A 25,370-nucleotide genomic window follows, 5' to 3' on the forward strand; every position below is an offset into this window, starting at 1 on the left:
TAAATCAATCTTCGTAACAGGAAAGCTCGTGAGCGGTCATATGCAAGCGTATCAACGAGAGTTCATTGCCTTTGCCATCGCCCAGGGCGCACTCAAATTCGGTGAGTTCACCCTCAAGTCCGGTCGTGTCAGTCCTTACTTCTTCAATGCAGGCCTTTTCCGCACCGGCGCAGCCCTGGCGCGGTTAGGGCGCTTTTATGCCCAGGCGATCATGGATAGTGACCTCGAGGCGGATATATTGTTCGGCCCCGCCTACAAGGGTATTTCCCTGGCGTCCACCACCGCCATTGCCTTGGCGGATCAACACGATCGCGATCTGCCCTTCGCCTTCAACCGTAAGGAAGCCAAGGATCACGGCGAAGGCGGCAACATCATCGGCGCCGAGCTCAAGGGGCGTGTTCTGATCATAGACGATGTGATCACTGCCGGAACGGCTATTGGCGAAGTCATGCAGTTGATTGACGCCGCTGGCGCAAAGGCTGCTGGCGTCGTCATTGCGCTGGATCGTCAGGAGCGTGGCCCGGGCAATGAACCGCACAGTGCCATCCAAAATGTTGAGGCACGTTATGATATGCTAGTTAACAGTATCGTCAATCTCGATCAGGTACTGGAATATCTCGAAGAGCATGCCGGTGACGTACTTGCCGGACATGCCGATGCGATTCGCGTTTATCGTCGCGAGTATGGTGTTACGCAAGTTGACTGAAGGATCAGCAACGTCGTTTCCTGCCCCAGATGATCTGGGCACCCTGTTACCCAATCGTGAGAGGAACTTTCCATGTTCAAACCATTTGCTTGTGCAATCGCCTCAAGCGCTGTCCTGCTGGCCAGTCAGTCGGCCTCGGCAGTCAGTCTCTCAGCCAACGTCAACGACAATGCTTTCGGGATTGAAGCAAGTCAGACGATTCTGCCGACGGTTCGCGCCGGGGTCGGCTATTTCACCTCCGACGACAGCGGTCATCATCTTGATGCCTACAGCGCGTCGTTGATGTTCACGCCGTATCTGCCGATGGTGGATCTCTCCGTAGGCGCTCGCTATCAGTACCAGGATTCCTACTACGGCGACGGTGGCGGACTAGGACTGGGCGGATCGGCTTTCGTGCCTACGCCGATCCCGTTGACCTCGGTAGGCGCCTACGGCTTCTATACGCCAAAGGTGTTCAGCCACGGTGACATCGACAAGACCTATGAATATGGCGCCCAGGCCCGAGTCGAACTTTTCGCCCAGACCTATGCCTACGGCGGCTATCGCTACTATCGCACCGACTTTGATGATACCGGTGAAAAGACGCTGGACAGTGGCCCGGTGCTTGGCATTAGCGTTGGCTTCTGATTTGCTTTTGTATCCACATCTTGTTCACTTACCGGCGCTCTGAAGAGCGCCGGTTTCATCTGGCATCCTGATGCTCGATATCGTACTTTTTGAACCTGAAATCCCGCCCAACACCGGAAATTTGATACGCCTGTGCGCCAATACCGGCTTTCGCCTGCATCTGATCGAACCGCTGGGTTTCGCCCTTGATGACAAGCGTCTGCGTCGGGCCGGGCTCGACTATCACGAGTGGACGCGGGTTCGGGTGCACGAAAACTGGTTGGCCTTCCTTGAAGATATCGCCCCGATGCGAGTCTTCGCCGTGTCTACTCGCGGACGCACCGGTTATCATGAGCCAGCCTATCGTCCCGGCGATGCGCTAGTATTCGGTCCCGAGACCCGCGGCCTGCCTCAGGACATGCTCGACGGCCTGCCGCCGGAGCAACGTCTGCGGATTCCCATGCTGCCGGATAGCCGTAGCCTGAATCTGTCCAATGCCTGTGCGGTAATCGTGTTCGAGGCCTGGCGCCAGCTGGGGTTCATCGGCGCGATCGACCCTGAGTAATATCATGTCCATCAAGCAACGCCTTGCCAAGCTCAATCCGCGCCAGCAGGAAGCCGTGCGCTATATCGATGGTCCCTGCCTGGTACTAGCCGGCGCCGGTTCCGGCAAGACCAGCGTGATTACCAGCAAGATCGCCTATCTGGTCCAGGAGTGCGGCATGAGCGCGCGTAAGATCGCCGCAGTGACCTTCACCAACAAGGCCGCCCGGGAAATGAAGGAACGGGTGGGGCAGCTGCTTCAGGGCCGTGAAGGCCATGGTTTGACGGTCTCGACCTTCCACACCTTGGGGCTGAATATCATCCGAGCCGAACTCAAGACCCTGGGCTACAAGCCCGGTTTCTCGTTGTTCGACCCGGAGGACGCCAAGGCGCTGCTGCGCGACTTGATGAACAAGGATGCCCAGGTCGATGCGGACCAGATCAACCGGGTGCAGAGCCAGATTTCGACCTGGAAGAACGATCTGGTGCTGCCGGGTCAGGCGCTGTCTCACGCGGCAGATGAAGATGAGCAGTACGCAGCGCGGCTTTATGAGGCCTACAACCGTCATCTGAAAGCCTATAACGCCGTCGATTTCGACGATCTGATCCTGCTGCCAGTAGCGCTGCTGCAGAGTGACCCGGAAGCATTGGTGCGTTGGCAACGCAAGATTCACTACATGCTGGTAGACGAGTACCAGGACACCAACGTCAGCCAGTATCTACTGGTCAAACTCTTGATGCAGGAGCGGGCCACCTTCACCGTGGTCGGTGACGACGATCAGTCGATCTATGCCTGGCGCGGGGCGCGTCCGGAAAATCTTGTCACTCTGGGCGAAGACTTCCCGCGCCTGCGGGTCATCAAGCTGGAGCAGAACTACCGCTCCACCGGGGTGATCCTGCGTGCCGCCAATACCCTGATTGCCAACAATCCCCACGTCTACGAAAAGACCCTGTGGTCGGACATGGGGCCGGGGGATCCGATTCGCATCGTCGTCAATCGTCACGAAGAGGCGGAAGCTGAACGGGTGGCCAGCGAGATTCTCACGCGACGCATCAAGGAATCCGCCGAATGGCGCGATTTCGCGGTGCTTTATCGGGGCAACTTTCAGGCCCGGCTGCTCGAACTCAAGCTGCAGCACTACCAGATTCCCTACAAGCTTTCCGGGGGCACCTCGTTTTTCTCCCGCAACGAGATCAAGGATGCCATGGCCTATCTGCGCTTGCTGATCAATCCGGGTGATGACAACGCTTTCCTGCGTATCGTCAACGTGCCGCGCCGGGAGATTGGCCCCGGCACCCTGGAGAAGCTCGCTAACTATGCTACCGAGCGAGACGGCTCGCTGTTTGCCGCCTGCCACGAGCTAGGACTGGAGCAGGTTCTATCGACCCGGGCAGTGGAGCGGCTGGGGCGTTTCGTGCATTTCATCGACGGCGTGCGCAAGCGCATGGACCAAGGGGATGCCATCGCCGCGATTCGCGAAATGGTGCGCGACATGGACTACGAGTCCTGGCTGTATCAAAACGCCAGCGCGCCCACCATCGCCGAGCGGCGCATGGCCAACGTCTGGATTCTGATCGACCAGCTCGAGAAGTCCATGGAGCGCGAGGAAGGTGAGGAGACCGACGACGTCGAATCGGCGATCTCGCGGCTGGTACTGCGCGACATTCTCGAGCAGCAGGCGGAAGAGGACGACTCCGATCGGGTGCAGCTACTGACCATGCACGCCTCCAAAGGCCTGGAGTTTCCCCACGTCTATCTCATGGGGCTGGAAGAGGATCTACTGCCGCACCGCAATTCCATCGAGGCCGGTACGGTGGAAGAGGAGCGCCGCTTGGCCTATGTGGGCATTACTCGTGCCCGGCGTACTCTGACACTGACCCTAGCGAGACAGCGCAAGGCCTATGGTGAACTGATGGATTGCACGCCGAGTCGCTTTCTCGATGAGCTACCGGCGGAGGATCTAGAATGGGAAGGGCGTGCGGATAAGGAAAATCCGGACAAGAAGCAGGCTCGGGGTAAGGACGCCATCGCCGGATTGCGTTCCCTGCTGGGATAGCCAGTCGGGTACCACATAAACCTTGGGCGCCATTTTTGCGCCCAAAGCGTGTTGCAAACATCAAGCGCATTGCCGGATTACGGCGTCTGCTGGCTGTAGTACTCGGCGATATCGACGATGTCCTCGTCGGAAAGTCCTGACGCCATCGGCGTCATGACCGAAGACATTCCACCCTCACGCTCGCCGGCACGATAGGCTTTCAAAGCATTTTCCATGTATGTCGCATTTTGCCCGGCAAGGTTGGGGTACATGGGTGTAGTCCCCTTGCCGTCCTGTCCGTGACAGGTCGAGCAGACGGCGATCTTACTGGCGCCGGGTAAATCAGAGCCGCTTGCACCGCCGGCGGCTGCTACCTCGGTGGCACCGCCTTGCTCGCCATCCGCGCTGGCGTCGTCACCGGCGTTATTTTGCGCCATACTTTGTTGAGACGGCTGCTGACCTTCTTCTGCGCCTGTATCGCTATCGGCACTGGCCGCTTGTTCGCCGCCCTCATCGGTGGCAGCTGCACCACCACCCTCCTGGGCGGGAACCTCCATGACCGGCTCGACCATGTAAGCGGTGGCGGAATACATTTCGTCATCGGAAAGATTGGGGTTGCCGCCTCGGGCCGGCATGGCGTTGAAGCCTTCGGTCGAGTGGGTGAGCAAGGTGTCAAAACCCTTGGAAACACGATCTGCCCAATCGGCGTCTTCACCGCGAATCGGCGCGCCAGCGGCGCCGGTATCGTGACAGGCCATGCACACGCTGTTGTATATCTCCTCGCCGGACTTGCCACCGCCGCCGCTATCAGCAACGGCTGCCGCCGGCGCCGCACCAGCGCCGCCGCAGTCATCACCCTGCAAGCATAGCTCACCTACCGGCTTTAGCCGCTCTGCGATGGCTTCCTTGGACATGTTGTCATCCTGGGCTGAAGCCACACCGGCAGCCAAGCCGAGAATGGCCAAAGTCCCCATGATCGTTTTTTTGAATTCCACCCTTACCACCTCTCACGGTCTTGTCAGTAAATCGGCTCGGCACCAAGGCCGTCAGTATAGCGGTAACCGAAGGGGCAGGAAAATTCACCATACCGCGCCGTGGTCAATAGAACGCTACATCATACCCGGTAAGTGCCCGTCTCGGCTGGACAGCAAGCAGGTGGGCGGGTAGGATACTGCGCGTTGGCTGCGCGCTCATGTCGCAGTTTCCGCCCTTAGCTCAGCTGGATAGAGCGTTGCCCTCCGGAGGCAAAGGTCATAGGTTCGAATCCTATAGGGCGGGCCAAAAAGAATAGTAAAAACCGCCGCTTACGGGTCATGCCGCGCGGCGGTTTTTGGTTGGATATTATTCTAGGTGACACTTGGGGTTTCTTCATCTCCGATTGGGGTCGTTATTAGGCCCCTTGTTGCGGTTCTGGTACTTGTTCCAGGTTTGCCTTGCATAATGCTTCGCTTTTTCCCGGTTTGCGGGTTTTCTGAGCCAGTTGGCCACTGCCGCAAAGATATAGCGTCTCATGAGCATTTCTCCGTCGATGTTCGATCGTCACCTCTCACTATGTGGGTAACATCATCCATTGAGTCAAGGGTTCGTTGTCGTTGAAAGTAAAAATAATAGCGAAGGGGTCAACACGGCCTGGTGTGCTGTAGCCATGGCAGCAGTGCTTGAAGGTTCGAAGGACCACCACCAAGGTTTGAACGACACTAGACGACGCTTATGTCGATTGAGACTCTTCAGGCCGATAGTTTGCCGACCCACTCAATATAAGCGTCCATACGCTTTTGTAACCTCTTTTGGGTCGCCTCGTCCGTAAGCTTGCCGGCCTCATCGAACTTATCCTGGGCGGTGGGCACAAGAAAATCCGGGCCGGCAAATACCGGCGCCAATACACCGGCTAGAATATCGCGCAGATGTACCTGAGCCCGAGCGCCGCCAGTGGGGCTCATCGAGGCGCTTAGAATGAGAGTCGGCTTGTCCTTGAGTACCGAGTTGAAGGCGGGTCGGGAGGCCCAGTCGATGGCATTCTTCAGTACGCCGGGCAGGCTGTAGTTGTACTCCGGCGTCGCGATGACGATGCCATCTGCGCTTTCGATGTCATCTTTCAGGTGCTGTACCGCAGTGGGTTTTTCTTCTCCGTCCTGATCGCCGTGATAGTGCGGCACCGTGCCGATATCGAAGGTGCCGAAAAGTGCGCTGTCGCCGATGGCCTCTCGGGCTGCCTCGAGCAGATAGGTGTTGTAGGAGTCTTTTCTCAAGCTGCCGCTAATGCCCAGTATTTTCATTGTCGTCTGCCTTGTGCCAGGTCGTGACCCGCGGAAATGCCCGACGTGTTTCAAGAAATGCGATCTACAGTGTAGATCAGTGCCAGGTCTGCATTAGTAACGGCTCAAGCCTTGACGACCTTCACCGCGGTGCCCGTTGCTACCAGAAACAGCATCGACTTGCCGTCGCCGGAAATCTCGCTGTAATCGAGATCGATGCCGATGACGGCGTTGGCGCCCAGAGACTCCGCCTCCTTTCGCAGCTCATCCAGACAGGTCTTTCTTGCATCACGAAGCGCGTTTTGAGACGACTTGTTGCGCCCGCCGAAGAAGTCCCGAAAGCCCGAGAACATGTCCTTGAAGACATTCATGCCGAACACGCACTCAGCGGATACGATATCGAGGTGCTCGGTGACGCGATAACCCTCGAGGTGTGAAGAGGTAGTGACAATCATGCGCTCAGACATGCGAATATCTCCCTGAAGTAGTCAACCTGCAGCATGGCGGCGTCGGCTGCGATTGGCAAATGGCAGCAGCTTCTCAAGAAAGCGTCATGTCTGCCGATACCTCTCGAAGAAGCGGTGATACCGCAGCCAATGAATCGACGAGGTAACCGGGATGGAGACGGGGAGTCCAGCAATGCTTGCCGAGAGTGTCGGCGCATCCGCAACGGGTGTCGCCATTCTTGATGAGCAGAACCGGGTGGTCTATGCCAACGCCGCCTTCGCGGTCCAGCTTCATCTCACCCATGCGACGGCCCTCATTGATACCTTGGCGCTATCGACCTGGACCCACAGCGCCAGCGCCCAGGAGCGCGACGCGCTCGAACGACAGTTGCGCGACCCGGATGCCTCGGTGCTGGATCTGCAGGTCGCGGGAAGCGAGACCACGACCCTATATCTAGATGATCGACGAGAAGGGCGCCGAATCGTCATGGTCTCCAACGATTGGCCGATGCCCGGCGCGCCTCGCAGTGTCATTGCGCAACTCGATGCGCTGACCGGGCTGGCCAACCGGGCAACCTATGATGAATACGTGCAAAGCCTGAGCAGCTCGAAAGAGGAAAGCCCCGCCAGTGCGGTCATCCTGCTCGACCTGGATCGCTTCAAGCAGGTCAACGACACCCTGGGTCATGCCACCGGGGATACGCTCTTGATCCTGGCGGCCAAGCGCATGCGCTCGGCGATACGCAGCGACGATATCCTGATTCGGCTGGGGGGCGATGAGTTCGTCATCCTGCAGGCACATAACAAGCAGCCTGAAGGCGCGGAGTCGGTGGCCGAGCGCCTGGTGGAGCTTCTGCAGCGCCCCTTTCTGATCAACGGTCATCAGGTCAACAGCGGCGTAAGCATCGGCATCGCGGTACTGGGCCAAGGCACCCGCGACCCCGAGGAACTGCTCAAACATGCGGATCTGGCGCTCTATGAAGCCAAGCGTCTGGGCCGTTCCCGTTACTGCTTTTTTGAATCGAACCTGGAATCTCGTGCCCTCGAGCGTCGTAATCTCGAGCTGGATCTGCGTCGTGCGCTGTGTCTGCGCCAGTTTTCGTTGCTGTATCAACCGCAAAAATCCCTCTCGGACGATAGCATCAGCGGTTTTGAGGCGTTGATTCGCTGGGATCATCCGGTTCGTGGACGGGTATCACCGGTGGACTTCATTGCGCTGGCGGAGGAGCTTGGCGAGATTCATGCCATTGGAGAATGGGTAATGCGCACCGCCTGTCAGCAGGCGGCTACCTGGGAGGGCGAGCAGAGCGTGGCGGTAAACGTGTCACCGCTTCAATTCGATGACGATCATATCGTCGCCATCGTCAGAAAAGCCCTCGATGACAGCGGTCTTGCGCCAGAGCGCCTCGAGATCGAGATCACCGAAAGCACCCTGATGAACAACACCGACGCAGTGATGCAACGCTTGTGGGCCATCAAGAATATGGGCGTGGGTATTGCCATGGACGACTTCGGCACCGGCTACGCCTCTCTGAGCCATCTCAATAGCTTCCCCTTCAGCAAACTCAAGATCGATAAATCCTTCATCCAGGCGGAGCAGTCACCCCGGGCAAAAGCGCTCATGGACGCCATTCTGACCATGGGGGCAAGCTTGGCATGATGACCATCGCGGAAGGGGTGGAAACACCCGATCAGTATGAAGATCTTGTAAAGGGCGGCTGCAATACCGTTCAAGGCTATTACATCGCCAAGCCCATGGCACCTGACACTATCGAGTCCTTCATGCGCTCGATGCAAACCGCTTCTATCACGCCCGTCGAATAATTAGGGAGTCAATATCCGTGGACAAGACGCTTTATCGGCTCGTCTATTTGAGTCGCAACACCATCACCGGTGACGATGACCTTCTGCAGGAAGAAATCCGCGGCATTCTCGACGTTTCCCAGCGCAATAATCGCCAGGCCGGCGTCACCGGGGCCTTGATGTTCAATACCGGCTGCTTCGCTCAGGTACTGGAAGGCCCTCATAACAGGATTCAGGACACCTTCGAGCGCATTCAGTGCGATCCAAGGCATTCTCATGTCAGCGTGCTCGCCTTCGATCGGGTCGAGGCGCGGTATTTTTCGGACTGGGACATGGCCTTCGTCGGCCAGAATGCTCAACGTATCGAACAGTTCGCAGGCTTCAACGAACGCTCAAGCTTCGACGCGAAAGCCCTCGACGGCGACACGGTGTTCGAGCTGCTGCGCACCCATCTGGATGAAGCCGAGCAGGCGTGAGTTGGCAGGAAAGGCGCCGGCGATGCAACATCGCCGGCGCTCTGCGTCAAACAGTCTCTGTTCGCTCCACTAACCACTTTCTGGCCGCCTCGCTCAGCTTGGGCGCAAGGAGCTCGCGCACTTCCTTGTGATAGGCATTGAGCCAGTCGATTTCCGATTGATCCATCAAGTCACGGTCGATGCAGCGGGTGTCGATGGGACATAGCGTCAGAGTTTCGAAGTGCAGGAAGTCGCCGAATTCGCTGTCCGGTGCGCGGCGGTTGACCGCCAGGTTCTCGATGCGCACACCCCATTTGCCCGGGCGATAGACCCCGGGTTCGATGGAGGTGATCATGCCTTCGCGCATGGCGTTGTGTTCCGTTGCCGTGGCGGAGTAGGCGATCACCTGGGGCCCTTCGTGAACGTTGAGAAAATACCCCACGCCGTGGCCGGTGCCGTGGCCGTAGTCGCGACCGCTGGACCACAGCGGCGCCCGGGCGACGGCGTCGAGCTTGGGTGAGGCAATACCATCCGGGAAGTGGAGGTGTGACAGCGCGATGGTGCCCTTGAGTACTCGGGTGAAGTCCTCGCGCTGGGCAGCGCTGATCTCGCCGATAGGAATGACCCGGGTGATGTCCGTGGTGCCGCCATAGTACTGACCGCCGGAATCGATCAGCAGCAAGCCATCGCCCTTGATGGTGGCGTGTGCCTTGTCCGTGGCGTGATAGTGGGGCAGGGCGCCGTTCTCGTTGAAGGCGGCGATGGTGCCGAAGCTTTGGCACACGAATCCTTCGCGCTTGGCCCGTTGGGCGGTCAGCCGCTCGTCCACCTCAAGCTCCGTGGGCGTCTCGCCCCGGTCGAGGGCCGCCTCGAACTCAGCAAAGAACTCGCACAGCGCCGCGCCGTCCTCTTCCATGGTGCGACGCACATGGGCGATGTCGCTTTCGCTCTTGCGGCTCTTGGCAAGGGTGGTGGCTGAACGCCATCAAAAAGCGTCATGCTCTCCGGCAGCGCCTGAGCGCTGGCTAGGGTCACTTTGGCGCCATCGAGCAGTACCCGATCCCGGGCCGGCAGTTTCGCCAGACGCGCCTTCCACTGATCGTAATCGGCAGTGTCGATGCCGTCTTCACGTAGCGTCTCGATCAGGCCATCCTTGAGCTTGCCCGGGGCGATGAATAGCGTGGCGCTGTCGTGACCGATCAGCATGTGGGCGAGAAATACCGGGTTGAAATCTACGTCCGAACCACGCAGCTGGGTCAGCCAGGCGATATCGTCGAGGGTGGAGAGCAGATGCCAGTCGGCACTGGATTCTTTGAGTGCCTTACGCAGCTCGGCCAGGCGTTCGTGGCGGGTCCCCGTTACATACTCGCGGGGATGTTCGTAGACCAATGCCTGGGGTAGTGCCGGGCGGTTTGGCCAGATCGTGTCCAGTAGATCCAGGTCGCTGCGCAGCTTGACGCCTCGGGGCAACAGCATCTCTTCCATGCGTCGGGCATTGGCCAGGGACACCACATCCGCATCGAAGCCCAACGTTGCGCCTTGGGGCAGTTGCGCTGCCAGCCACTCGATGGGGGCTTGGGCCTGGCCTTGCTGCAGCTTCATCAGTTCGATACCGCTGCCTTCGAGCTGCTGTTCTGCCTGGACCCAGTAGCGACTGTCCACCCATAGCCCGGCGGCGTCCTGGGTGATGGTCAGAATGCCCACGGAGCCATCGAAACCGGACAGCCAGGCCCGGCCTTCCCAATGCTCCGGCAGATATTCGGAGCTGTGCGGATCGGAGGAGGGCAGCCACCAGGCATCAATCGAGTGCTTGCGCATGGCCTCGCGCAGGGCGGCCAGACGTTCGGCGGGAGAGAGGGGCGTTGAATGAGACATAGGAAAGCTCCAGGCCGGCGTGAAATCAGCAAATGCGCATTGTAGCAGTCATGTTCTTGCGTAAGCGTCCTGAAAGCCCGACATTACGGAATATGGAATTCAAGCGAAACCGCACGGAGAAGCAAATGACCAAAAAGCGCGTGGTAACGGAGTTCGGCATGGGCACCTCTCTGCGCCGAGAGGACTATACCGAGGCGGCGGCCCGGGCGATTCGCGATGCGCTATGGCACAACTCGCTGAACGTGGCGGAGCTTTTCGACTTTCCCAAAACCGCCATGATCATCGACGTCGAGGTAGGGGTGCAAAAGCCCGAGGCGGTGGATGAAAGCGCCTTGCTGGCGCTTTTTCCCTACGGCCAGCCATCTATCAATGTAGTAATGGGCGGGCTCGATGTGCCACGACCCGATGGAAGCGGCGTCACCGTGATTGCCAATACCGCCCTCAAGGTCTCGTTCGACATGGAGCCGACTCATGCCTGAGCAAATAGATGAGCAAGCAAGCGAAAAGCGCGTCATCCTCGAGATGGGCACCGGCAACGATCTGTACGGCGGCGACTATACCAAGGCCGCCAGCCGAGCGATTCAGGATGCCCTGCATCACTCCTCCATCGTGCTGTTCAAGTCCCTGGGTTACGACCACACACTGATGCGGGTGCAGGTCACCATCGGCGTGCAGGAACCGGACAAGGTCGACACGCAAGCACTGGCCGCGGAGCTGCCCCGGGGCCGGGCCGAGGTCAAAGCGGTACAGGGCGGGCTCAATATCGACGACCCGGAGCAGGGAGCTACTCATATCATCGCCACTGCTGCGGTGGAAGCCTTCCTGCCGGACATGGCAAAGGATTGGCGGTTGGTCGAGTAGGATTGACACTGACCATCGAGCGCCTTAGCTTCTGTTAACCTAGACAAATCATTCAGGTTAACAATGCCCGAGCCCACACTTCGTTACGACTGGCGCCTCGATGAAATCGAGGCGCTGTTCGATCTGCCATTCAACGACCTGCTATTCCACGCTCAACAGGTACATCGGCGCCATTTCGATGCCAACCAGGTGCAGGTTTCGACCCTCTTGTCGATCAAGACCGGCGCCTGCCCAGAGGACTGCAAGTACTGCCCACAGTCCGGGCACTACGCCACTGGACTCGGCAAGGAGAAGTTGCTGGAAATCGACAAGGTGGTGGCCCAGGCCGAGGCGGCTCGGGAGGCCGGCGCCAGCCGATTCTGCATGGGCGCGGCCTGGCGCAGCCCACGGCAGCGCGATCTGCCAGTGGTGCTGGAGATGGTGCGCCGGGTCAAGGCGCTGGGTCTCGAGACCTGCATGACCCTGGGCATGCTCGAGGCCGATCAAGCCGACCAGCTCGCCGAAGCGGGGCTCGATTACTACAACCACAACCTGGATACCTCGCCGGAGTATTATGGCGAGATCATTACCACCCGGACCTACGCCGATCGGCTCGACACACTGGGCAACGTACGCCAGGCGGGCATGAAGGTGTGCAGCGGCGGTATCCTCGGTATGGGCGAGGCGCCGCGGGACCGCGCCGCACTCTTGCAGCAGCTGGCGCGGCTCGATCCACACCCGGAATCGGTGCCGATCAATCGGCTGGTCAAGGTGCCCGGAACGCCGCTGGAGGACGTCGAAGAACTCGACCCCATCGAGTTCGTGCGCGCCATCGCTGTGGCGCGCATTCTTATGCCGCAAAGTCATGTGCGCCTCTCCGCGGGTCGTGAAGAGATGGACGAGTCGACTCAGGCCCTGGCCTTTCTCGCCGGCGCCAACTCGATCTTCTATGGCGACAGGCTGCTGACCACCGCCAATCCTCAGGCCCAGAGTGACCAGGCACTATTTGCCAAACTGGGCATCGTGCCGGAGAGGCGTGAGATAGAAGGCGATGTCGATGCTTTGCACGCCGTGGCCTCCAGGCAGCCAGACGCCGCCACTGGCCAAGCGCTCTATTACGATGCCAGTCTCGTCTGAAATGCCGGACGCTCTATGCGTGTCGGGAAGTTGGCCCCAGCGGTTGGCGGCGCACCAGTCACAGCGCCGCGAACAGGGGCTATGGCGTGAACGCCGGGTGCATGTCCGCGATGCGGTCGACGACTTCGCCGGCAACGACTATCTGGGGCTGGCGCAGGATCCGCGTGTGAGTCAAGCCGCCGCCGAAGGCGCGCAGCGTTATGGTGCGGGAGCCCGTGCATCACAACTGGTCAGCGGCCATCTCGAGGTTCATCGGCGGCTGGAAGCGCGCCTGGCAGCCTTGGTGGGGCGCCCCCGGGCGCTGTTGTTCTCCAGCGGCTACATGGCCAACCTGGGGGTGCTCCAGGCGCTATGCGACGGCACCACCGCTGTCTTTCAAGATCGGCTAAATCATGCCTCGCTGCTCGACGGCGCCAAGCTTGCCGGGGCACGTGCGCGGCGTTTCCATCATGGCGACCTCGACGATCTGGCGTGCCTGCTGCGGCGCTCCACGAGCGAGGCACCGCGCCTGGTGGTCAGCGACGGGGTATTCAGCATGGACGGTGACGTCGCCGATGTTCCCGGGCTCGTCGGCCTGTGCCGGCGTCACGACGCCTGGCTGATGATCGACGATGCCCATGGGCTGGGCGTGCTCGGTGCGCATGGCGACGGCTGCGTGGGTCGGGCTCACGGCAGCGACGAGGTGCCGGTGCTCGTGGGTACGCTGGGCAAGGCGCTGGGCACGGCAGGTGCCTTCGTGGCCGGCAGCGAACTATTGATCGAGCATCTGCTCCAGTTCGCCCGACCGTGTATCTACACTACCGCCGAGCCGCCGGGGGTCAGCGCGGCGACCCTGGCGGCCCTGGACATTCTCGAGCAAGAACCCGAGCGTCGTGAGCAACTGCGGGCCCATATCGCCAGGTTCCGAACCGGCGCCGAGGCCTTGGGACTCAAGCTGCTGCCTTCGACCATGCCCATCCAGCCTCTATTGCTTGGCGACAATGCCCGTACGCTGCGCTGGGCCGAGACGCTGCGCGCGCTCGGCCTGCTGGTGGGTGCGATTCGCGCCCCGACGGTGCCTCGGGGCCAGGCGCGGCTGCGCATTACCCTGAGCGCGACGCATGAAACGGCGCAGATCGAACGCCTGCTCGATGCCCTGGCCGAGTTGACGATCAAGGAGGGCAGGCCGTGACGTCATTGGTGCTGCTGTCCGGTTGGGGTATCGATGCCCGCGTCTGGCAGCCGTTGGCACCCCACTGGCCCGCCGGCGTGGCGGTAACCGCCCCGGAGTGGCCGGGCTACGGCGCCCACCCCCCGTTGGCCGAACCCCAGAATCTTGAGGCGCTGTCCGCCAGTATGGTTGCACACCTGCCGCAGGACGCCGTCTGGGTGGGCTGGTCCCTGGGTGCATTGCAGGCGGTAAGGCTGCTCGATCATCTGCCATCGCCACGTGCCATTGTCATGCTCGGCATGGGGGCGCATTTTTGTACGTCGGATGGGGTTACCCCTTCGTCGCTCAGGGCCTTTCGGAGTGCGTTCAAGCGCGACAGCCTGCCCGCCTGGCAGCACTTCTTGGATTGGCAACTGAAAGGCGAGCCCGAACCGCAACGAGCCAGGGAACGACTGGCGGCGCTGGTTGGCCCACTGCCCAGCGCCGATGACACCACCCTAGCGGCGGGTCTCGACCTGCTGGCGCGGCTGGATGTCTCTGCCCGGCTTATCGTGCCGCCCTGTCCGATTCTGCGCTTTGCCGGCGAGCAGGATCCATTACTGAGCCGTGCTGACGTGGCCGAGGCCGATGTGCGCCTGCCACGTGCAGGACACTGCCCCCAGCTTTCCCAGCCAGGCCGGTTGGCGGAGCATCTGGTAAGCGTCGTCCAGCAGGGTGCGTCGTCATGAGCATGCCTGCGCTCCTACCTATTCAAGAGTATAGAGACTGGCGACGGCGGGTAGCCCGGGCCTTCTCACGTGCCGCACCGCGTTACGCGCAACTGGCGACTGCCCAGGAGGCCATGGGCGAGGGCCTATGGCAGCACTTGCCCATAAAGGCACGAACGATACTCGACCTGGGTTGTGGGCCGGGTGATTGGAGTGCGCATCTAGCGGCGCGTTACCCCGATGCCTGCGTGCTGGGTCTCGATCTGGCGCCGGGCATGCTACGGGAGGCGCGACGCCGTCATGGCCAGGCAGCACAATGGTTATGCGGTGATGCCGGGGCATTACCCCTGGCGGCGAACGAAGCTGATCTGGTGTTCTCCAACCTGGCCATTCAGTGGTGCCCGGACCTGGACGGCGTGATGCGCGAGTTGCATCGGGTGTTGCGACCGGGCGGTCGGGTGCTGATCAATACCCTAGGACCGGGGACACTGTTCGAAGTGGCACAGGCCTGGTCACGCTTCACCCCCGGTAGCGGGCTGCTGGGCTTCAAGGACACCGACTGTCATCGGGTGAGCGCGCGCCTGGCCGGCTTTCACCACGTGCAGGTGACGGCGCAGATCGAGCGCTTCTTCTATCCGGATTTCAATGCGGTGATGGCTTCCATCAAGGGCGTCGGCGCCCAGACGGCCCGTCCCGGTGCACGCTTGAACCGCGAAGATCTGAAACGTGCCGAACAACGTTACGAAAAGCTGCGGGAGTCTGCGGGACTGCCGGTCAGTTATCGGCGTCTTACCTTAGTGCTGGAGCGTTAGCGCATGGCAACGTTCTTCGTCACCGGTACCGGCACGGACGTGGGCAAGACCTTCGTCAGCTGCGCCATGCTGGCGCGGGCGCGTGAGCAGGGCCTCACCACCCTGGGACTCAAGCCGGTGGCCTCCGGCTGCCACGCTACTCCGCAGGGGCTGCGCAACGCCGATGCCCTGGCGCTGCAGGCCCAGTGCCATCCCGGGCTGCCTTATGAGCGAATCAATCCCGTGGCCTTTGCGCCGCCTATCGCCCCACATCTGGCGGCACGTCAGGCCGGCCAGGAAATGACGCTGGACACCCTGACAGGGGCGCTTGCGCCGGCGCTGGCCGAGCCTTGCGACCTGACGCTGATAGAGGGCGCTGGCGGCTGGCGAGTGCCGTTGAACGATAAAGAAGATTTGGCCGGGTTGGCGACACGCCTGGCGTTGCCGGTGATTCTGGTGGTGGGCCTGGAGCTGGGCTGCCTGAACCAGGCGCGGCTCGCGGCGGAGGCGATCCGCGCCGACGGGCTGCCGCTGGCGGGCTGGGTCGGTAATCTGCTGGACGCGGACTTCGCCGTGGACGGGACGATCTACCGTGCCAACCTGGCGACCCTCGACCAGCACCTGCCCGGCCCCTGCCTGGGCGTGGTGCCGCGCCTCGATGCCGCTTCCCCCGCCGCGCTGGCGCAATCAGGGGCCGCCCATCTCGCCTTGCCCTGCACACCTGATGAGGAACGTACATGAACTCCCCTGTCTGGCATCCCTACGCTCACCTCAAGACCCAGCAGCCCGCGCCCAAGGTGATCGGCGGTCAGGGAGCGAATTTTTACCTGGATAGTGGCGAAACCCTGCTGGATGCCACCTGCTCCTGGTGGTGCATGATCCACGGCTACGGCCATCCGCGCCTAGTGGCGGCGATCCGCGAACAAGCCGGTGAACTTTGCCATGTGATGCTGGGTGGACTGACCCATGATCCCGCCGAACGGTTGGCCCGGGAACTGGTCCGAATAACGCCCCCGGGGCTCGATCATGTGTTCTTCTCCGACAGCGGCTCTGTAGGCATGGAAGTCGCCATGAAGATGGCGGTGCAGTACCACTATCTGCAAGACAAGCCGAACAAGCATCGATTGTTGTCACTGATGAAGGCCTATCACGGCGATACCATGGGCTGCATGGCGGTCTGCGATCCAGAAGAGGGCATGCACGCCTTGTTCGCCGGAGTGCTGCCCCGGCAGCATTTCGCCCCCTCGCCCCGGGCCGACTTCGATGCCGGTCCGGAAGAGGTGCAGGCCGATCTCGACGCCTTGCGCCGGATACTTGAGTGCCGTCATCACGAAATCGCGGCGCTCACGATGGAGCCGCTGCTGCAGGCCGCCGGCGGGCTCAACATGACCTCGCCACACTATCTGCATGGCGCGCGCGAGCTGTGCGACGAATTCGATGTGCTGCTGATCTTCGATGAAGTAGCCACTGGCTTCGGTCGCACCGGGCGCATGTTCGCCGCCGAGCATGCCGGCGTGTCGCCGGATATCATGGTGCTTTCCAAAGGACTCACCGGCGGCTATTTGGGACATGCCGCCACGCTCGCCACCGGGCGTGTCCACGATGCCTTCATCGGCGACAGCGCCTTGCATGCCTTCATGCACGGGCCTACTTTCATGGGCAACCCGCTGGCCTGCCGGGTGGCGTTGGAAAGCCTGGCCGTCTTCGAGGATGAGGATTATCTCGGCAGAATCGCTCGGCTCAATCGCGTACTGCACGATGAATTGTTCCTGGATGCCACTTTGCGCGCGCATCCAGCGGTGGCCGACGTGCGGGTGCTGGGTGCCACCGCGGTAATCGAAGTGACGGAAGCCGCTGCGCTGAAGGGCGTGGCGGCCTTTGCTCGCCGGCAAGGCGTGTGGCTGCGCCCCTTCGGTCATTGGCTCTACACCATGCCGGCCTACATCACGAGCGAGGACGAAATGCGCCGGATCACTGAGGCGATGAAGGCCTGGTTTCGCTAGGCCCTTGTCGAAAGTTTCCTTGCGATGGTACGTCAGCGTGGCGAAGTCAATGATGCTACGGTCAAGCGTTTCGAATGGCACAAGCAGGACTGAAAACGCTTCACTGACTCCTGATTGAAACCTCCTCTGTGTTTCAGGCAGCCCCTCGTGGGGCCGCTTTTTTTGTATCCTGGTATGCTCGGCATGGGCTCGACATTATGCTCTGGTCGGCCAATACTCAGTCGTGTTGCTCGGCAAATCCGCACAACAACAAGGAGAGGTCCATGTCTCTTCCACAGAGCTCATTATTATCGACCTTGGCAACAGCCAGCTTGCTGAGTGCGTCACTCCTGGCAGGGGCCGCCGCCCAGGCGGCCACCACCGTGAACCTGAGTTACAACGCGCGCCGGACCCGGAGAAGAACGCGGTGCATGTGTTCGCCACCAATCTCAAGGAACTGGTGGCGGAGAAGACCGACGGCGAGCTCGAACTCAGGCTCTATCCCAACAGCCAGCTCGGCGAGGAACAGGCGCGCATGGAGCAGACCATGAGCTCGCCGAACCTGAACATCGCGTCCTTTGCCGGGATATCGCCAGTGATGCCGGAAATCTTCGTCAGCGCCATTCCCTTCCTGTTCGAGGATTTCGAGGCGGCGCGGACCTTCTTCGATGAAGGTGACTATTGGAAGGCGTTTGACGAGACGCTGCGTGAACGCACCGGTATCGAGATGCTGGCGGTAGTCGAGGAGGGCGGTTTCCTGGCTTTCACCAATGATGAGAAGCCCATCCAAGCCCCGGAGGATTTCAAGGGGCTACGCTTTCGCGCCATGGACCCCAGCCAAGTAGCGCTCTACGAGGCCTTTGGCGCGTCGGGAACGCCGATTCCCTGGACCGAGGTCTACATGGCCCTGCGCACTGGGGTGGCGGATGGCCAGATGAATCCGCCGATGTATATCGTGATGGGGAGTCTCTACGAGGTGCAGAAGTACCTGACCCTGGCCAATATCCAGTACTCGGATCAGTTTCTGGTGGGCAACGGGGCCATGCTCGATGGCTGGGACGAGCAGACCCGCCAGGCCTTCCTGGAGGCGGTGGATGAGGCCAATGCCATGGCCCGGGAGCACAACGAGGCCAAGGTGGACGAACGCATCGCCTATCTCGAAGAGCAGGGCATGCAGGTCATCGAACCTTCCGAGGAGAATCTGAACGCCTTTCGTGAGCAGGGCCAGCCGGCTTATCTGGAGTGGCTGAAGACCCAGGATATCGAGCAGCGCTGGATCGACATGGCCCTCGAGGATGCGGGCATGACGCAGTTGGCGCAGTGATGGCCCAGGTGTGGTCGCATCATGGCTAGTGCTTTGTTCGACCTGCGAAAGCGAGTGCTGTCGATCAGTCGAAGGGTGTCGATCACGATCGCCAGCGCTCTTTTGCTGATCAATCTGGGGGTCATCCTCTACGCGGTCTTTTTACGTTATCTGGCCGGCGGCGCCCCGATCTGGACGGACGAGCTGGCGCGCTTTCTGATCATTGGCGCCGTGCTGCTGGCCGCCGGCGCGGTCTGGGTGGAAGGCGGTCACATGCGAGTCGCCCTGATCGAGCGATTATTACCGGCGCCGCTATGCCGCCTGCTCAATATCTATCAATGGCTGCTGACCTTGGGGCTTGCCATCGGCGGCGCCCCGTTCAGCTATCGCTATGCCCAGTCCGTGGCCATGTTTACCAGCTCGGGACTGGGCATCAGCCGCACCATTCCCATGCTGTCGATGCCCATCGGCTTCGCCCTGCTGGCCTGGCATGCCCTGTGGTACGGGCCGGCGCCGCTGAAGACGATGGCGGAGCAGGACGCATGACCCTCACCATGTTGGCGATCTTCCTGGTGCATGTGCTGCTCGGCCTGCCGCTGTTTCTAGCCCTGCTGGCCACCGCGGTGGTGGGCTTCATGTTCGTCGACCCGGGCATGTTGGCGCGCATGATGCCGCAGCAGTTCTTCGGCGGTATCAACGTCTTTTCGCTGATGGCGATCCCGCTGTTCATTCTGGCGGGCAACCTGATGAACGCAAGCGGCCTGACCGAGCGCCTGATGGGCCTGGCGCGCCTGCTGGTCGGCCACCTGCGCGGCGGCATGGGCCATGTCAACGTGGTGTCGAGCGTGTTCTTCGCCGGGGTCAACGGCTCCGCCGTGGCGGACACCTCGGCGCTGGGCTCGCTGCTGGTGCCGCCCATGCGCAAGGAGGGCTACTCCACCGCCTTCGCCGCCGGCCTGACCGCCGGCAGCTCGCTGATCGGGCCAATCATTCCCCCCAGCATCTTCATGATCCTGTATGCCTCGCTGACCAACACCTCCGTGGGGGATCTGTTCCTGGCCGGGGTGATTCCCGGGCTGTTTCTGGGGATGGCCTTCATGGCGATGAATGCCTTCTACGCCTGGCGCAAAGGGTTGACCAAACGTGGCGGCCGGCCTGGGGTTGCTGAGCTGGGTAAGGCGGCGCTGGCGGCTTTGCCGGCATTGGTCGCGCCGTTCATCATCGTCGCCGGCATCGTATTGGGCTTTTTTACCCCCACGGAATCCGGCGCGCTGACGGCGCTCTACGTGGCGTTGTGCGGTATCGCCTTGGGTAATCTGCGCCTCGCCGATTTCTGGCGGGCGATCGTCGAGACGACCCGGCTCACCTCGGCGATCTTCTTGATCATGGCGGCGTCGGCGACCATCAGCTGGCTGCTCTCCTATGCTCAGGTACCCACTCAATTCGTTTCGTTGATCGCGCCCTATACTGATCAGCCGATTTTGGTGCTGCTGATGTTAAGCGGTATTACCTTCGTGACCGGCATGTTCATGGAGGAGGTTTCGGCGCTGATGCTGCTCACCCCGATCTTCGCCCCGGTGGCGATGATGGCGGGTATCGACCCGGTGCATCTGGGCATCATCATTACCCTGAATATCACCATTGCCCTGATCACGCCGCCCATGGGCGCCTGTGTGTTCGTGGCGGCGGCGGTGAGTCATCTGGAAATCACAGCGCTGTTCAGGACTATCTGGCCTTTCGTGCTGACTGCGGTGCTAGTGCTACTGATATTGATCCTTTTCCCACCCCTGACCCTGTGGTTGCCCAGCGTACTTGGATGATGCAATGAGTAAGACTGTCGTTACCTTCGCAAGCGTGGAGCTACCGCCGATTCCCAGCCGGCCCGAGCCGGACTGGACGGCCTTGAACCGTATTCCCATTCTGGCGGAGGATGCGCTGCTGGTGCCGTTGAGTCTGGCGCCGGAGCCGCTCAAGGCGTTCCCCGTCTATGCCAAGCAGGATATTCCCGGGGCGGTGGGCGATTGCTATGTACGCGAGGAGGTCTATCGGCGCTTGCTCGGCGTGGCGCGCTCACTGCCGGAGGGGCTCGGCCTGGTGGTACTCGATGGCTGGCGGCCCTGGCGGGTGCAGCAGTATCTCTTCGATACGCTTTTCGAGGCGATTCGCACTCGTCATCCTGACGCCGACGATGACGAGCTTCTTGCCCGCACCCGGGAGTTCGTTTCCGTGCCCAGCACCGACTCAAACGCGCCCAGCCCGCACCTGACCGGCGGCGCAGTGGATGTGACCCTGTGCGACGAAGACGGTCTGTTGCTCGATATGGGCACCCTGTTCGACGAAGCCGTGCCGGCCTCTCACAGCGACTATCTCGAACGCCTGGGCGATGATCTCGATGAGCGTCAGCGCCTGGCGCGAGATCGGCGGCGCTTGCTGTATCACGTCATGCACGAACAGGGCTTCACCAACCTGCCCAGCGAGTGGTGGCACTTCGATTTCGGCGACCAGCTATGGGCGTTGTATGGGGGGCATGAGCGGGCGCTTTATGGCCCGGCGGAGCTGGAGACGATTGAGAGTCGCTGGCGGCGGCAGCTTTAGAAAGCCGGCACCAGCGATCGGTTGAAAGAGGACGAGTTCGGACGGTCGCTAGGCGACCCGGTCTAGGACGCGCTTTGCGGTGTCAGGATCGTCGAGATGATGATTTTCTTCCGCGCTCAGTTTCTGTCCGGCCTCACGCGCCTTGAAGCGCTGTTCCCGGCTGACATGCTCTTTGCCCGTACCTTCAACTCGCAATGAAGAAATGGCGTTTCTCAGCGTATTCACCTGACCGGTAAGCAGTGTATTGACCTCCGTGGAGTGCTGTACTCGGGAGGCGTTCTGCTGGGTGGCTTGATCCATCTCGACGACGGCAGCGTTGATCTGCTGCAAGCCTTGGGATTGCTCCCGAGAGGCGATGGAAATTTCCTCGATCAGCTGGTTGATAGTAGCCACGGCCTTGATCACGCCCTGGTTATTGGACTCTAGCTGTTTGAGCTGCTTTTCACCTCTACTGACGTTGTCCAGACTGCCATCGACCAGCTGGCGAATCATCTTGGCGGATACCGAGGCACGCTCCGCCAGGTGACGCACTTCTTGTGCCACTACGGCAAAGCCGCGCCCTTGTTCTCCCGCTCTGGCAGCCTCGACGGAGGCGTTGAGCGCAAGCAGATTGGTCTGGAACGCGATCGAATCGATGACACTGATAGCTTCGTTCATATTGCCGGCGCTTTCGGTGATCTGCTGCATTCGTTCCACGAGCTGGCTCACGTCCTCTTCGCTGCGACTGACCTCTTTACGAGCACTTTGGGCATGCTGTTCCGCCATGTCGGTATTGCTCGAGTTCTGTTGCACCGTGATGGTCAGCTCTTCCATGCTGGCAGCGGTTTCCTGAAGACATACCGCCTGCTGCTCCGTTCGCGAGGCAAGGTCCTCATTGATCTGCAGCAGGCTACGGGTGTCTTGATCCACCTCGTTGAGCATCTTCTGGATATCGAGAGAAATATTACCCAGGCTGTGGTGCATGATCTCCATGGCACCGATGATCTCACCTAGCTCATCCTTGCCTTTTTGCGGCGCCTCCGCCACCAGATTGCCCGCGGCAATCTGCATGGCGAAGCGGCGGGTTCTGTCCACGGAGCTAGCGATTCGGCGATAGCATAATCCCGCGATCGTTAGTACCAGCAGGCTACCGGCCAGTTGCCCGAGCAATCCGAGCCGTTCACCTAGAAATGACAGCAGAACGCCTAACAGGGCGATCATGAGCACATTGCTCTTGATGCTTAAGGGGTTAAGGCGCGACAACTTGCCAAGAACGCCTCGGCGTACGATCCAACCACGGTCGAGAACAATACGATGGCTCTTGCCGTTGCGCAGTCGTTCGTAAGTGTGTTCGGCGTACTCTTTTTCTTTTGCAGTCGGTTTGACCCGCACCGAGGTATAGCCTTGCACTTCGCCGTTTTCCACAATCGGCACCACATGAGCCCGCACCCAGTAGTGATCGCCATTCTTGCGCCGGTTTTTGACCATGCCGATCCAGATATCGCCGTTCTTGATGGTGCCCCATAGATTAGCGAAGGCGGTCTCGGGCATGTCCGGATGACGGATGAGGTTATGCGGAGCGCCGATAAGCTCATCCTGGTTAAAGCCACTGACCTCGACGAAAGTAGGCGAGGCGTAGGTGATACGGCCTTTCAGGTCGGTGCGCGAGATCAGGTTCTGATCGTCACGTATTTCGTATTCTTGATTGGTAATGGGTTGATTATTACGCATGGCAACCTATCTCGTTTTGGATAATGACGTGCAAGTCGTGTTTGATTGAGTGCAAGTCGACTATTCAAAAAGTGCTACGCGTCTTGATTAAGAAAATGAATGAAAACTCATGACGTCGATCTTGGTTTTATTAGTATAGATTTTATTAACGAAAGTTAAGCTTGGATAAGGTATATAACCCTATGCTTATTTAGTCCATTAATTAAACTTAGCAATTAAGGTTTTATAGATAGTATGGTTATTGATAACAAGTTAAATAATATTTAAGAAGTCCGGCACATATTTCAGCATTAATAAAATATATAATAGCTAACTATCACGTCGTTCATGGACCACAACGATATGATGCCGTTAAAAGTTGTCAGAGACCTTCCTGCTCCATGCCTGACGCTTCCAAGGATTGCAGCAGCGCACCAAGGCCTTCCGGTGCCCGCGCCGTGCTGCGTGCACTGGTAAGCACGTAAGAGGCGGCGTTCCAGACGATGCGAAAGCCACCGGCCTGAAGTGCACGCACCAGGTGCACGTCTTCGTGGGAGCGACGCGGTTCAAAGCCCCCCACCGCACGATAGGCATTGGCGCACACACCCAGATTGGCGCCATAGATACGCTTTGGATCGCTGTCTCGCAGATGAGCCAGATAACGCCTACGCTGCTCGACAGGTAGCTGTGACCATTGCGCCAGACGAATATTGCCGCATACCGCATCGCAATCAAGATCGCACTGGCTGCTCAACCAATCCTGGCTGACTTCACTGTCCGCGTCGGTAAAAGCCAACCAGCGCGCCCCGTGTTCGAGCAACCAGTCGGCACCAATATGCCGCGCCATGCCCACATTGGTATGATCGACTTCAATTACCTGAACGGGAAAAGTGGCGGCGATGGCGGACGATTCATCGGTGCAAGTGTCCAGCACTAGAACGATCTCCACCGCTTCGTCTTGAGTGCGGGAAAAGTGTTCGGCGGCGGCAGTCAATGCTTGCAGGCAGCGGCCCAAGCAGTCTTGTTCATTGTGTACGGGGACAACGATACCGATCATGATGAACTCACTTCCTTGTGTGAACGATCTCAAATCAAACCATCGCGCCGGGCCACGGAGCTCGTATCTTTCGACCACAGTTCGATGATGACGTCTTCTTCCGAGTGCCGGCTCAAGCGCGTCAGTCCGCTACCTTCATTGATAAGACGATGCACCGCCTCGCCATCGAGCTCGCCGCCTTCGATGGGGTGGCGCCAGTGGCAGGCCAATATTTCACCATCATCGTCGAGAAGAGCCGGTAGACGCGCAACGACCTCTTTCATTGCGGAGCGATCGAGAAAATAGCCCAGTTCGCTGAATACCAGAAGATCGAAGGTGCCGGCAGGCCAGGCTTCAGGCAGTCGGCGCTGTTCCAGGGTCACGCCCTCGCGCTGAGTCAGACGCTTGTGAGCGGCGTCGAGAGCGATAGAACTCAGATCCCAGCCCAGCAAGGCATCGCAGCGTTCCAGTAAGGCTTCGCTCATCACACCGATGGAACAGCCAGGCTCGAATACGCGCTTGTAATGTGGCCGGGTCAGCATGGCAAGGCACAGGGCGCGCTTACGTGCCTCATACCAATGATGCTCGTAGCCCCAGGGGTCGAGGTCCCGAGCGTAGAGCGTATCGAAATCGTCCGTGGTGAAGCTCATAGAAAAAGCACCTCAAAAGGGCGCAGCATTCGCGCCAGCGCAAAAGGCGCCAGGACCGGGTCTTGTCCGGTGGAATCATCCGCGGTGAGCTGACTGACATGGGCATCGAGGGCGACACGCTTGCGCTCGTACTGATCGAGGCTGAGCTCAACGCGGCGGGCACGCTCCCAGGGAACGCGAGGATCGCCCGGGCTTGCCCAGTGCCAAGTCCAGACCGGCAGTTCGATGAGTGGACACCCTTTGCCAGCGGCGATCTCGGCGCAGGCCTGACCGGTAGCTTCATGGTCCGGATGACCGTCGCCGCGCCAGGTGGTTACCAGGATGTCTTCTGGCTGGAGCCGGTCGTCGAGCTGTCTGATAAGTTCTGCTCGCTCTTGCGTTACTCGGGTATCGGTCAGCCCAAGCCGCAAAATGGGCACATCGGCAAGCCCCAGGCATTCAAGCGCACGCAGGCTTTCTGCAGGGCGGGTCTTGGCCAAGCGCTGAGGCGTCCAGTGACGAGAGCCGGGATGACTGCCGGTGCCGTCGGTCACACCGACGATCAGGAGCTCGTGATCGAGGGCGGCCAGCTGCATCAGCAAGCCGGCACAGCCTACTATTTCATCGTCCGGGTGTGGCGCCACCATGACGATGCGGCGCCCGGGCGATACCAATGAGGCGACTTGAATGCCGGGCATTTCAAGCAGACCTGGCCAGGCCACCCAATCGCTCTCGGGGGTGCCTTCACCGACGATGCGTCGGTCATCTTTCGTACTCACAAAATCA

At 60.2% G+C, this 25,370-nt stretch carries 26 protein-coding genes, 1 tRNA gene and 1 pseudogene; 19 read left to right on the forward strand and 9 right to left on the reverse strand.

Going from position 1 to position 25,370, the window contains the following annotated elements:
- The first annotated feature begins 28 nt into the window (after positions 1–28).
- The 4 genes from pyrE to rep all read left to right on the forward strand — a co-directional run bounded on the left by pyrE (position 29) and on the right by rep (position 3,912).
- Positions 29–706, forward strand: a complete 678-nt coding sequence (gene pyrE, locus CH74_RS00220; RefSeq protein ID WP_253272859.1) for an orotate phosphoribosyltransferase — start codon at positions 29–31, stop codon at positions 704–706.
- A 72-nt stretch (positions 707–778) separates the two neighbouring features.
- Positions 779–1,333, forward strand: a complete 555-nt coding sequence (locus CH74_RS00225) for a YfaZ family outer membrane protein (protein ID WP_048305487.1) — start codon at positions 779–781, stop codon at positions 1,331–1,333.
- A 70-nt stretch (positions 1,334–1,403) separates the two neighbouring features.
- Positions 1,404–1,877: a tRNA (uridine(34)/cytosine(34)/5-carboxymethylaminomethyluridine(34)-2'-O)-methyltransferase TrmL gene (gene trmL / locus CH74_RS00230; protein ID WP_048305488.1), complete on the forward strand. Its 474-nt coding sequence runs from the start codon at positions 1,404–1,406 to the stop codon at positions 1,875–1,877.
- A gap of 4 nt (positions 1,878–1,881) precedes the next feature.
- Positions 1,882–3,912 carry a DNA helicase Rep gene (gene rep / locus CH74_RS00235; protein ID WP_048305489.1) on the forward strand — a complete coding sequence of 677 codons (2,031 nt, stop codon included), beginning with the start codon at positions 1,882–1,884 and terminating at the stop codon, positions 3,910–3,912.
- Between the two features lie 77 nt (positions 3,913–3,989).
- Here rep and CH74_RS19140 read toward each other — a convergent pair whose 3' ends face one another.
- Entirely contained in the window at positions 3,990–4,886 is an 897-nt protein-coding gene (locus CH74_RS19140; protein WP_053070573.1) for a c-type cytochrome, read from the reverse strand.
- 209 nt (positions 4,887–5,095) lie between these two features.
- Here CH74_RS19140 and CH74_RS00245 point away from each other — a divergent pair.
- Positions 5,096–5,172, forward strand: a tRNA-Arg gene (locus tag CH74_RS00245).
- Positions 5,173–5,618: 446 nt separating this feature from the next.
- Here the strand turns inward: CH74_RS00245 and CH74_RS00250 are convergent.
- Positions 5,619–6,167: an NADPH-dependent FMN reductase gene (locus CH74_RS00250; RefSeq protein ID WP_048305490.1), complete on the reverse strand. Its 549-nt coding sequence runs from the start codon at positions 6,165–6,167 to the stop codon at positions 5,619–5,621.
- A 104-nt stretch (positions 6,168–6,271) separates the two neighbouring features.
- Positions 6,272–6,613: a YbjQ family protein gene (locus CH74_RS00255; protein ID WP_216594671.1), complete on the reverse strand. Its 342-nt coding sequence runs from the start codon at positions 6,611–6,613 to the stop codon at positions 6,272–6,274.
- 172 nt (positions 6,614–6,785) lie between these two features.
- On the opposite strand from CH74_RS00255, the pseudogene CH74_RS00260 reads away from it, so the two are divergent.
- Both CH74_RS00260 and CH74_RS00265 read left to right on the forward strand, forming a co-directional pair.
- Positions 6,786–8,416: pseudogene (locus tag CH74_RS00260) on the forward strand (putative bifunctional diguanylate cyclase/phosphodiesterase).
- Between the two features lie 17 nt (positions 8,417–8,433).
- On the forward strand, positions 8,434–8,871 hold the full coding sequence (locus CH74_RS00265; protein WP_048305491.1) for a BLUF domain-containing protein: 438 nt from the start codon (positions 8,434–8,436) through the stop codon (positions 8,869–8,871).
- 46 nt (positions 8,872–8,917) lie between these two features.
- On the opposite strand, the gene CH74_RS19145 is transcribed toward CH74_RS00265, so the two are convergent.
- Together CH74_RS19145 and CH74_RS19150 are read right to left on the reverse strand one after the other, a co-directional pair.
- Entirely contained in the window at positions 8,918–9,766 is an 849-nt protein-coding gene (locus CH74_RS19145) for a M24B family metallopeptidase (RefSeq protein ID WP_253272860.1), read from the reverse strand.
- Positions 9,664–10,725, reverse strand: a complete 1,062-nt coding sequence (locus CH74_RS19150; protein WP_253272861.1) for an aminopeptidase P family N-terminal domain-containing protein — start codon at positions 10,723–10,725, stop codon at positions 9,664–9,666. Before CH74_RS19150 ends, CH74_RS19145 begins: the two co-directional genes overlap by 103 nt.
- Positions 10,726–10,850: 125 nt before the next feature.
- Here CH74_RS19150 and CH74_RS00275 point away from each other — a divergent pair, with 125 nt between their 5' ends.
- From CH74_RS00275 to CH74_RS00330, 12 genes are all read left to right on the forward strand, one after another.
- Positions 10,851–11,204 carry a Lin0512 family protein gene (locus CH74_RS00275; RefSeq protein ID WP_048305492.1) on the forward strand — a complete coding sequence of 118 codons (354 nt, stop codon included), beginning with the start codon at positions 10,851–10,853 and terminating at the stop codon, positions 11,202–11,204.
- Complete coding sequence (locus tag CH74_RS00280; protein WP_048305493.1) at positions 11,197–11,586, forward strand: Lin0512 family protein; 390 nt, start codon at positions 11,197–11,199, stop codon at positions 11,584–11,586. Before CH74_RS00275 ends, CH74_RS00280 begins: the two co-directional genes overlap by 8 nt.
- A 63-nt stretch (positions 11,587–11,649) precedes the next feature.
- Positions 11,650–12,702 carry a biotin synthase BioB gene (gene bioB, locus CH74_RS00285; protein ID WP_048305494.1) on the forward strand — a complete coding sequence of 351 codons (1,053 nt, stop codon included), beginning with the start codon at positions 11,650–11,652 and terminating at the stop codon, positions 12,700–12,702.
- 19 nt (positions 12,703–12,721) lie between these two features.
- Positions 12,722–13,873, forward strand: a complete 1,152-nt coding sequence (bioF, locus tag CH74_RS00290) for an 8-amino-7-oxononanoate synthase (protein ID WP_253272862.1) — start codon at positions 12,722–12,724, stop codon at positions 13,871–13,873.
- Positions 13,870–14,580 carry an alpha/beta fold hydrolase gene (locus CH74_RS00295; protein WP_048305496.1) on the forward strand — a complete coding sequence of 237 codons (711 nt, stop codon included), beginning with the start codon at positions 13,870–13,872 and terminating at the stop codon, positions 14,578–14,580. Before bioF ends, CH74_RS00295 begins: the two co-directional genes overlap by 4 nt.
- Positions 14,577–15,371, forward strand: a complete 795-nt coding sequence (locus CH74_RS00300; RefSeq protein WP_048305497.1) for a methyltransferase domain-containing protein — start codon at positions 14,577–14,579, stop codon at positions 15,369–15,371. The genes CH74_RS00295 and CH74_RS00300 overlap by 4 nt, the downstream gene beginning before the upstream one ends.
- Positions 15,372–15,374: 3 nt before the next feature.
- Positions 15,375–16,091 (forward strand): dethiobiotin synthase, encoded by a 717-nt coding sequence (gene bioD, locus CH74_RS00305; protein ID WP_048305498.1) that lies wholly within the window; start codon positions 15,375–15,377, stop codon positions 16,089–16,091.
- Complete coding sequence (locus tag CH74_RS00310; RefSeq protein ID WP_048305499.1) at positions 16,088–17,353, forward strand: adenosylmethionine--8-amino-7-oxononanoate transaminase; 1,266 nt, start codon at positions 16,088–16,090, stop codon at positions 17,351–17,353. Before bioD ends, CH74_RS00310 begins: the two co-directional genes overlap by 4 nt.
- A gap of 406 nt (positions 17,354–17,759) precedes the next feature.
- The gene (dctP, locus tag CH74_RS00315; RefSeq protein ID WP_367379069.1) at positions 17,760–18,656 is read left to right on the forward strand and encodes a TRAP transporter substrate-binding protein DctP; all 897 of its coding nucleotides are present in this window, start codon (positions 17,760–17,762) and stop codon (positions 18,654–18,656) included.
- A 21-nt stretch (positions 18,657–18,677) separates the two neighbouring features.
- Positions 18,678–19,181 (forward strand): TRAP transporter small permease, encoded by a 504-nt coding sequence (locus CH74_RS00320; RefSeq protein ID WP_048305500.1) that lies wholly within the window; start codon positions 18,678–18,680, stop codon positions 19,179–19,181.
- Complete coding sequence (locus tag CH74_RS00325) at positions 19,178–20,455, forward strand: TRAP transporter large permease (RefSeq protein ID WP_048305501.1); 1,278 nt, start codon at positions 19,178–19,180, stop codon at positions 20,453–20,455. Before CH74_RS00320 ends, CH74_RS00325 begins: the two co-directional genes overlap by 4 nt.
- A 4-nt stretch (positions 20,456–20,459) precedes the next feature.
- Complete coding sequence (locus CH74_RS00330) at positions 20,460–21,230, forward strand: M15 family metallopeptidase (protein ID WP_082140215.1); 771 nt, start codon at positions 20,460–20,462, stop codon at positions 21,228–21,230.
- A 48-nt stretch (positions 21,231–21,278) separates the two neighbouring features.
- Here the strand turns inward: CH74_RS00330 and CH74_RS00335 are convergent, their stop codons facing one another.
- From CH74_RS00335 to CH74_RS00350, 4 genes are all read right to left on the reverse strand, one after another.
- Positions 21,279–22,940, reverse strand: a complete 1,662-nt coding sequence (locus tag CH74_RS00335; protein WP_053070575.1) for a PAS domain-containing methyl-accepting chemotaxis protein — start codon at positions 22,938–22,940, stop codon at positions 21,279–21,281.
- Between the two features lie 361 nt (positions 22,941–23,301).
- Complete coding sequence (locus CH74_RS00340) at positions 23,302–23,976, reverse strand: glycosyltransferase family 2 protein (RefSeq protein WP_048305503.1); 675 nt, start codon at positions 23,974–23,976, stop codon at positions 23,302–23,304.
- A gap of 29 nt (positions 23,977–24,005) precedes the next feature.
- Positions 24,006–24,605 (reverse strand): SAM-dependent methyltransferase, encoded by a 600-nt coding sequence (locus tag CH74_RS00345; protein WP_048305504.1) that lies wholly within the window; start codon positions 24,603–24,605, stop codon positions 24,006–24,008.
- Entirely contained in the window at positions 24,602–25,363 is a 762-nt protein-coding gene (locus CH74_RS00350; protein ID WP_048305505.1) for a PIG-L deacetylase family protein, read from the reverse strand. The genes CH74_RS00345 and CH74_RS00350 overlap by 4 nt, the downstream gene beginning before the upstream one ends.
- Between the last annotated feature and the right edge of the window lie 7 nt (positions 25,364–25,370).

The organism is Halomonas sp. PR-M31, from assembly GCF_001039575.1.
In the GTDB taxonomy this organism is placed as follows: Bacteria; Pseudomonadota; Gammaproteobacteria; order Pseudomonadales; family Halomonadaceae; genus Modicisalibacter.

Bases quoted from the DNA above. Each gene is read 5' to 3' on its own strand.
- CH74_RS00345 (WP_048305504.1), bottom strand. From the start codon at position 24,605: ATGAGCTTCACCACGGACGATTTCGATACGCTCTACGCTCGGGACCTC.
- bioB (WP_048305494.1), top strand. From the start codon at position 11,650: ATGCCCGAGCCCACACTTCGTTACGACTGGCGCCTCGATGAAATCGAG.
- CH74_RS00320 (WP_048305500.1), top strand. From the start codon at position 18,678: ATGGCTAGTGCTTTGTTCGACCTGCGAAAGCGAGTGCTGTCGATCAGT.
- CH74_RS00340 (WP_048305503.1), bottom strand. From the start codon at position 23,976: ATGATCGGTATCGTTGTCCCCGTACACAATGAACAAGACTGCTTGGGC.
- trmL (WP_048305488.1), top strand. From the start codon at position 1,404: ATGCTCGATATCGTACTTTTTGAACCTGAAATCCCGCCCAACACCGGA.
- bioD (WP_048305498.1), top strand. From the start codon at position 15,375: ATGGCAACGTTCTTCGTCACCGGTACCGGCACGGACGTGGGCAAGACC.
- CH74_RS00275 (WP_048305492.1), top strand. From the start codon at position 10,851: ATGACCAAAAAGCGCGTGGTAACGGAGTTCGGCATGGGCACCTCTCTG.
- CH74_RS19145 (WP_253272860.1), bottom strand. From the start codon at position 9,766: ATGGAAGAGGACGGCGCGGCGCTGTGCGAGTTCTTTGCTGAGTTCGAG.
- CH74_RS00255 (WP_216594671.1), bottom strand. From the start codon at position 6,613: ATGTCTGAGCGCATGATTGTCACTACCTCTTCACACCTCGAGGGTTAT.
- CH74_RS00225 (WP_048305487.1), top strand. From the start codon at position 779: ATGTTCAAACCATTTGCTTGTGCAATCGCCTCAAGCGCTGTCCTGCTG.
- CH74_RS00300 (WP_048305497.1), top strand. From the start codon at position 14,577: ATGAGCATGCCTGCGCTCCTACCTATTCAAGAGTATAGAGACTGGCGA.
- CH74_RS00335 (WP_053070575.1), bottom strand. From the start codon at position 22,940: ATGCGTAATAATCAACCCATTACCAATCAAGAATACGAAATACGTGAC.
- CH74_RS00250 (WP_048305490.1), bottom strand. From the start codon at position 6,167: ATGAAAATACTGGGCATTAGCGGCAGCTTGAGAAAAGACTCCTACAAC.
- CH74_RS00280 (WP_048305493.1), top strand. From the start codon at position 11,197: ATGCCTGAGCAAATAGATGAGCAAGCAAGCGAAAAGCGCGTCATCCTC.
- CH74_RS00325 (WP_048305501.1), top strand. From the start codon at position 19,178: ATGACCCTCACCATGTTGGCGATCTTCCTGGTGCATGTGCTGCTCGGC.
- rep (WP_048305489.1), top strand. From the start codon at position 1,882: ATGTCCATCAAGCAACGCCTTGCCAAGCTCAATCCGCGCCAGCAGGAA.
- CH74_RS00330 (WP_082140215.1), top strand. From the start codon at position 20,460: ATGAGTAAGACTGTCGTTACCTTCGCAAGCGTGGAGCTACCGCCGATT.
- CH74_RS00310 (WP_048305499.1), top strand. From the start codon at position 16,088: ATGAACTCCCCTGTCTGGCATCCCTACGCTCACCTCAAGACCCAGCAG.
- CH74_RS19150 (WP_253272861.1), bottom strand. From the start codon at position 10,725: ATGTCTCATTCAACGCCCCTCTCTCCCGCCGAACGTCTGGCCGCCCTG.